Origin of the sequence: Pinibacter aurantiacus, from assembly GCF_019130065.1 — a bacterium.
In the GTDB taxonomy this organism is placed as follows: Bacteria; Bacteroidota; Bacteroidia; order Chitinophagales; family Chitinophagaceae; genus Pinibacter; species Pinibacter aurantiacus.
Map to the genome: position 1 here is coordinate 130197 of NZ_JAHSPG010000009.1, position 6777 is coordinate 136973.

The following is a 6777-nucleotide window of genomic DNA, read 5'->3' on the forward strand; positions in this document are numbered from 1 at the left end:
TTTTGTTCAATAGGCATTTTTGACGTTGAACTTCCAGTTATTCAGTTAATCAGTTATTCAGTTACTAAAATATCTAATCATGCTACCTTGGCTTGCCGGAAAAGTTATTAAAATTCAGGACGAAACAAATGCTACCAGGCGTTTTTGGATACAAGTGCCCGAGCTTGAAAAGTTTGATTTTGCTCCCGGTCAGTTTGTAACCCTTGACCTTCCTATTCATGAACAGAAAAATAAAAGATGGCGAAGCTATTCAATTGCTTCCTGGCCCGACGGCACAAATGTTATTGAATTGGTGATAGTGCTGCTGGAAGGAGGCTTAGGTACTACATATCTGTTTAACGAAGTAACGGTAGGTTCTGAGCTGATATTGCGCGGTCCGCAGGGCGTTTTTACATTACCCCCGGTTATAGAAAAAGATCTGTATTTCATTTGCACGGGCACAGGCATTGCACCATTCCGGGCAATGGTAAGACATATCTACAACCATAGCATTCCCCATGAGAATATCTATCTGATTTTTGGATGCAGAAAATGCGGGGATGCCTTATATAGTAAAGAAATGCAGGAACTTGAGAGCCAGCTTGGTGCATTTAAGTATTTGCCAACTTTCTCCCGCGAGGAAGGAAACGACCTCGTTAGGAAGGGCTATGTGCATACAGTTTACGAGGACATTTGCATCAATAATAAAACGGCTACTGAACAAATTTTAAGGCCCGCTCATTTTTACTTGTGCGGATGGAAGAACATGATAGATGAGGCAAAGCAACGTATTTTGAGCCTGGGGTATGACAAAAAGGACATACACCTTGAACTATATGGATAACAATGATTTAGCTTGATTTGCCTCCTCCGGTTTTTCCGCCGTGGATCTTAGAGCTGCCGATTGTAATTACCGGAACGTCTACTTTAACACCTTCATTTTCAAGGCGTGCAAGTTGCTCAGTAAGTTTGAGGATATCTGCGTGGTTCTCAACCATTTCGGTTTCGAGTTCCAAGACGTTTCTTTTCAATTTGCTTGTTACGGCTTTTCTTACCACGAACCCAATTAAGAATCCTACGGTCAAGCCAGCAGTGACGCAAACAATCGTAGATAGATTGATTCCAATGTATAGTAGCATAGGGTAAAAATTAGTATCACAAATTAAGGTCAGGGTCTTACAATAACAATAGTAGAACCACTCAATAACTTATAGTAAACTTTTCAGCGCTCCCCCCGTATTTCCCGAATCTTTCGGCGGGTATTTTTTGGAGGTTGAGCTCTCTTTCAGCGAAACTACAGGTGCATCTGTAGCACTGGAAGCCGCCGCCTGTATGGTGGCAATTTTTTCCTGTAATTCAAGAATCTCAGCGTGGCTTTCCACCATTTCCCTTTCAAGTAGCTCAATTCTCTTTCTTTCAAGGGACTTTTTGCTAAGCCTGAACATAAAACCAATTGCCGGTAAAATAATTACCCCTGCAATAACCCAGACAAGATCCAATTTGATGATGATAGCTAGCATCGCGTTCTATAAATAAGTATTAATAATCTTCTTAGGATAGGAGAGTGTTAACAGCTTTCATAGAATTACGAATTTTCAAGAGTTTAACGGACAGCCCGGATAAAACTGCCCGTTAAAATATATTGACGCCAGAATTATTGATCGATTGCCTCGTTTATAATTCTGCTGATTTCTGCAATTGGAATTCTTTCCTGTTGCATACTGTCGCGATAACGAATCGTTACAGTATTGTCTTCTTTTGTTTGGTGGTCAACTGTTACACAGAAAGGGGTGCCAAGAGCATCCATTCTGCGGTAACGTTTACCAATAGCGTCTTTTTCTTCGTAGAAACAACGGAAACTTTTTTTGCAAGTATCCATAATCTCTCTTGCTATCTCAGGAAGACCATCTTTTTTTGTCAAAGGAAGAACCGCTAACTTAATCGGAGCTAATTTGGCCGGGAATCTTAACACAACGCGGCTATCTTGTTTATCGGCCGTGCTTAAATCTTCTTCGGCATAAGCTTCACTAAGAACCATTAGAACAGTTCTGTCCAGGCCGATCGATGTTTCAATAACATACGGAATATAGTTCTGGTTTATCTCCGTATCGAAATATTGCATTTTCTTTTTGCTGAATTCCTGGTGACGGCTAAGGTCATGGTCAGTCCTTGAGTGTATACCTTCCACCTCTTTAAATCCGATAGGGAAATCGTATTCGATATCACACGCAGCATCTGCATAAAATGCCAGTTTAACGTGGTCGTGAAAACGATATTTATCAGCCGATATGCCGAGGCTAAGGTGCCACTTCATCCTCTCTGCTTTCCAATATTCGTACCATTCTTTCTGTGTGCCGGGGCGAACGAAGAATTGCATTTCCATTTGCTCGAACTCCCTCATGCGGAAAATGAACTGACGCGCAACGATTTCGTTACGGAAAGCTTTACCAACCTGCGCAATACCAAAAGGTATTTTCATGCGGCCGGTTTTCTGAACGTTAAGGAAATTAACAAAAATACCCTGTGCCGTTTCTGGCCGTAGGTAAATTTCATTTGCCTCGTCAGAAACACTTCCAAGCTGCGTAGAGAACATCAGGTTAAACTGACGAACATCCGTCCAGTTTGCGGTGCCACTAACGCTGCACTTTATATTGTTGTCTTCAATTAATTTTTTCAGGCCGTCGAAATCATCTTTGGCCAGCAGGTTATCCATTGACTGCAATAATGCAGCTTCTTGTTCTTTTTTGCCTTCAAGAGCCAGTTTCTCCGCATGTGCCTCGATGAGATGATCTACACGGTAGCGTTTTTTGCTATCCTTGTTGTCGATCATCGGGTCGCTGAAATTATCAACGTGCCCACTCGCCTTCCAGGTGGTAGGATGCATAAAAATTGCTGCATCGATACCTACAATGTTTTCATGGAACTGCGTCATGCTTCTCCACCAATAATCACGAATATTTCTTTTCAGCTCACTACCATTTTGACCATAGTCGTACACGGCGCTTAATCCATCATAGATTTCGCTGGATTGAAAAATAAATCCGTACTCCTTGCAGTGAGAAATGATCGCTTGAAATTTGTTATTATCTGTTGCCATAAGAATGTGCAAATATAAACGTCAAAGGTGAATGGTGAATCGTCAATTGTGAATAAGTTGGCTATTATTTGAAACTTTGGGCCATAAGCGACCCATTCACGATTCGCCATTCACCTTTCACGTTAAAGCTCTGACAACAGGAAGGAGTCCCCCGCGCGGATGCCTTTCTCCGTTTGCACAAGCGTACAGCATTCGGTTTTAAGGTCATGCTCGAAGAAAAGAATGTATTCATTTTGCTGTGCTTCCTGCAAAAAAGCCTTCTTCTCCGTTAAAGTTGTAAGCGGAAACATGTCGTAGGCCATTACATATGGCAAAGGAATGTGGCCGGTAGAAGGTAGCAGGTCTGCCATATAAACGATGGTTTTTCCTTTATATGAAAGCTGCGGCAACATCATGGCGTCTGTGTGGCCGTTGGCAAAGCGGACTTTAATATTGTCGGTAAATGGAACCAGTGCGGCATTGTCCGCAATAAATTTCAGTTGGCCGCTTTCCTGTATGGGCAGAATATTTTCCCTTAAGAAAGATGCTTTTTCGCGCTCATTGGGTTTTGTTGCCCATTCCCAGTGTCTTTCATTGCTCCAGTAAGTAGCGTTTTTGAAAGCCGGAACGAGTTTGTCACCTTCGCGTACAATGCTGCCACCGCAATGATCAAAGTGAAGATGCGTTAAAAAAACATCAGTAATATCATTTCTGTGAAAGCCTTGTTTGGCAAGCGATTTATCCAATGTGTCATCGCCATTTAAAAAGTAATGCCCCATGAATTTGGCATCTTGTTTATCGCCAATGCCGTTATCAACCAGTATCAACCTGTTGCCGTCCTGAATCAACAAACACCGCATTGCCCAATTGCAAAGATTATTTTCATCTGCAGGATTCAATTTGTTCCAAATGCTCTTGGGCACCACGCCAAACATCGCGCCGCCATCAAGTTTAAAATTACCTGTGTGTATAGAATAGAGTTGCATAGTAAGAAGTTTTGTGGTCGTGAAACGGGGATGATGAATCGTGAATGCAGTCTACGCATTCGGAGTCTACCCATTCACGATTGACGATTGACGATTCACGTTCGACGCTTTCAAGGCAGAATATAGCCAAACCAAGCCAATGACAAAGAAAACGGTAAGTGCCAAAACGGAGTTTTTCATGCCGAAGACTTCATCAATAAAGCCAAAACTGAACATGCCAATAACTATGGCAATTTTTTCAGTAAGATCGTAATAGCTAAAATAGGAAGCGGTATCTTTTGTTTCGGGCATTAATTTGGAGTAGGTTGAACGACTAAGAGATTGTATACCGCCCATTACGAGGCCAACTGCTACCGCCAGGCCGTAGAATCCATACTCGGGATTGCCGCCGCCTTCTTTGAATTCAGCAGTATAGTAAGCGGCCACACAAATGCCGATCCAGAAAAAAACCACGCCCATCAATACTTTTATGTTTCCATAAACTGCTGATAAACGGCTCATCATAATAGCGCCGGGAATGGCCACCAGCTGAATAATCACAATTGTGGCGATAAGTTTTGGAGCCGGTAAGCCAAGCAATTTGCTTCCAAACAATGTGGCTGCCAGCATTACCGTTTGTACGCCCATGCTGTAGAAAAAGAAACCACGAAGAAATCTTTTAAGCACTGGCATTTTCTTTATTTCTCCATAAACTTTTTTTACTTCGTTAAAACCGTCTGTGAAGATGTTGATCTTTTTTACTGACTCCTTATTTACTTTAGGTAAGGCTGAAAATGTTATCTGCGCAAAACTGATCCACCAAATGCCCACCAACAGAAAAGTAATACGGGTTGCAAATCCCTCGTTGCCCTTCATCATCATCACCAATGCGAAGCCAATTAATTGAAGTAACACGCTACCGATATAGCCCATGGAAAAACCTTTGGCACTCACACGGTCCTGATCCTCAGGAGCAGCAATCTCTGGTAAATAGGCATTATAAAAAACAAGGCTGCCCACGTAACCCATAGCAGCAAGCATGAAGCAAATAATGCCGAACCATAGATTGTCTTTTGTAAAAAAATACAGACAAGCGCAACCGATGGACCCCATGTAGCAGAAAAATTTCATGAAATTTATCTTATTGCCCTTTGTATCTGCAATGGAAGTAAGAATTGGGTATAGCAATGCAATAAACAAATAGGCTACCGACAATGTATAATCGTATAAGGAAGAGTTGACAAACGTTCTTCCTAAAAATGTAACATGTTCATCAGTTACGGACGTAAAATAAATAGGGAAGAACGTTGTAGTGATTACAAGATTATAAACACTATTGGCCCAATCGTACATGGCCCAACCGTTGATGACTTTTTTTGATGCTGTTTGCATATGATAGTGAAAAGTAAATGGTGAAAAGTGAATTATGGATTCCGAAAATTTGGAGATCCGGTATCCATAGTTATCAATTTTGATAGTATTGCAAATGTTTGCTTCATTAGTGGACTGAGGTTGGTTACATCTGTTTCGCTACAATAGCCAAGGTCATTGGCAAGATCAAACGCTGCGTCGATTTCAACAATCGACCCTCTTGCGATTTCATAAAATCTTTTTCTTTCCTGTTCTGATTTTCTGGATGCTCCTTCTGCTATATTTAAGCATACCGACAATGACGCTCTTTTTATTTGCTGAATTAACGCAAACCTCTCGTCCGGAGGAAACCTCTTTACAACAATGTAGCATTCCTTAACCAAAAGCCGGGACAGCGTATATGCGTGAAGTTTCTGGTGATTTAACTGCAAAAACATTTCCTGTCTATTTGTTTCCTGGGTTTAATTTATGTCGATAAGACCGCTCATTCACTTTTCACTATTGACTTTTCACTATTGTATCACTCCCTTCCAAACGAGCAACAGGATCACAATTCCCGCCAAAATTCTATAGTAGCCGAATAACTTGAAACCGTATTTCTTTAAGTAATCAATGAAAAATTTAATTGCAAGCATGGCAACGATGAACGCAATGATATTACCCACGGCAAGAAATTTTATTTCCTCTCCGCTAATTGCGCCTTTTTCTTTGTACCAATCCAGCAAATCCTTTGCAGTAGCGGCAAACATCGTAGGCACTGCAAGAAAAAATGAAAACTCCGCGGCTGCACTACGCGTTAGTTTTTGCTGCATACCTCCGATAATGGAAGAAGCACTTCTGCTCACGCCGGGGATCATGGCTAAGCATTGCCACAGGCCTATCATAAACGCTTTTGGATAGGTGATGTGCTGCTCATCTTTTATAACAGGATTTTTAAATGCATTGTCGATGAAAAGCAAAACAATACCGCCTACAAGTAAGCTGACAGCCACAGTCACGTTGCTTTCCATGAGGCTCTTGATTTTATGACTAAACAATGCGCCGAAAATAAGCGCCGGAATTACGGCAACGATAAGTTTTATGTAAAACTGCCAGCGGGAGAAATCGAAGAATTTTTTCCAGTATAAAACAACTACCGCAAGAATGGCCCCTAATTGAATACACACTTCAAAAAGTTTTACGAAACTGTTGGTCTCAATTCCCATTAAGGAACTGGTAACAATCATATGGCCGGTTGACGAGACGGGTAAGAATTCCGTGATACCTTCTACGATGGCAAGAATGATGACTTGAATGAAATTCATGTGGGTTGTGTTTATAAAGGCATAAAAATAATCAAGGAAAGTAAAGTAATTAATAATAATTAGGAATTAGGTATTAAAAATT

The 6777-nt window shown here is 41.2% G+C and carries 8 protein-coding genes; 1 reads left to right on the forward strand and 7 read right to left on the reverse strand.

Translation table 11 applies throughout. From position 1 onward, the window contains the following. The first annotated feature begins 79 nt into the window (after window positions 1-79). Complete coding sequence (locus tag KTO63_RS13200; RefSeq protein ID WP_217791799.1) at window positions 80-823, forward strand: ferredoxin--NADP reductase; 744 nt, start codon at window positions 80-82, stop codon at window positions 821-823. 7 nt (window positions 824-830) lie between these two features. On the opposite strand, the gene KTO63_RS13205 is transcribed toward KTO63_RS13200, so the two are convergent. The 7 genes from KTO63_RS13205 to KTO63_RS13235 form a co-directional block, all read right to left on the reverse strand. Continuing rightward, window positions 831-1118, reverse strand: coding sequence for a hypothetical protein (locus tag KTO63_RS13205; RefSeq protein WP_217791800.1), 288 nt, complete (start codon window positions 1116-1118; stop codon window positions 831-833). 69 nt (window positions 1119-1187) lie between these two features. Next, on the reverse strand, window positions 1188-1499 hold the full coding sequence (locus KTO63_RS13210) for a hypothetical protein (RefSeq protein ID WP_217791801.1): 312 nt from the start codon (window positions 1497-1499) through the stop codon (window positions 1188-1190). Between the two features lie 134 nt (window positions 1500-1633). Next, a complete protein-coding gene (locus KTO63_RS13215) occupies window positions 1634-3076 on the reverse strand; it encodes a glycine--tRNA ligase (RefSeq protein ID WP_217791802.1) in 1443 nt (480 codons plus the stop codon). A gap of 122 nt (window positions 3077-3198) precedes the next feature. Next, window positions 3199-4041, reverse strand: coding sequence for an MBL fold metallo-hydrolase (locus tag KTO63_RS13220; protein ID WP_217791803.1), 843 nt, complete (start codon window positions 4039-4041; stop codon window positions 3199-3201). 66 nt (window positions 4042-4107) lie between these two features. Next, window positions 4108-5412 carry an MFS transporter gene (locus KTO63_RS13225; RefSeq protein WP_217791804.1) on the reverse strand — a complete coding sequence of 435 codons (1305 nt, stop codon included), beginning with the start codon at window positions 5410-5412 and terminating at the stop codon, window positions 4108-4110. Window positions 5413-5444: 32 nt separating this feature from the next. Then, entirely contained in the window at window positions 5445-5828 is a 384-nt protein-coding gene (locus tag KTO63_RS13230; RefSeq protein ID WP_217791805.1) for a four helix bundle protein, read from the reverse strand. A 75-nt stretch (window positions 5829-5903) separates the two neighbouring features. After that, window positions 5904-6695: an undecaprenyl-diphosphate phosphatase gene (locus KTO63_RS13235; RefSeq protein WP_217791806.1), complete on the reverse strand. Its 792-nt coding sequence runs from the start codon at window positions 6693-6695 to the stop codon at window positions 5904-5906. Window positions 6696-6777 lie beyond the last annotated feature (82 nt).

Excerpts from the sequence above, each read along its gene's own strand:
- KTO63_RS13200 (WP_217791799.1), top strand. The coding sequence starts at position 80 with ATGCTACCTTGGCTTGCCGGAAAAGTTATTAAAATTCAGGACGAAACA.
- KTO63_RS13205 (WP_217791800.1), bottom strand. The coding sequence starts at position 1,118 with ATGCTACTATACATTGGAATCAATCTATCTACGATTGTTTGCGTCACT.
- KTO63_RS13210 (WP_217791801.1), bottom strand. The coding sequence starts at position 1,499 with ATGCTAGCTATCATCATCAAATTGGATCTTGTCTGGGTTATTGCAGGG.
- KTO63_RS13215 (WP_217791802.1), bottom strand. The coding sequence starts at position 3,076 with ATGGCAACAGATAATAACAAATTTCAAGCGATCATTTCTCACTGCAAG.
- KTO63_RS13220 (WP_217791803.1), bottom strand. The coding sequence starts at position 4,041 with ATGCAACTCTATTCTATACACACAGGTAATTTTAAACTTGATGGCGGC.
- KTO63_RS13225 (WP_217791804.1), bottom strand. The coding sequence starts at position 5,412 with ATGCAAACAGCATCAAAAAAAGTCATCAACGGTTGGGCCATGTACGAT.
- KTO63_RS13230 (WP_217791805.1), bottom strand. The coding sequence starts at position 5,828 with ATGTTTTTGCAGTTAAATCACCAGAAACTTCACGCATATACGCTGTCC.
- KTO63_RS13235 (WP_217791806.1), bottom strand. The coding sequence starts at position 6,695 with ATGAATTTCATTCAAGTCATCATTCTTGCCATCGTAGAAGGTATCACG.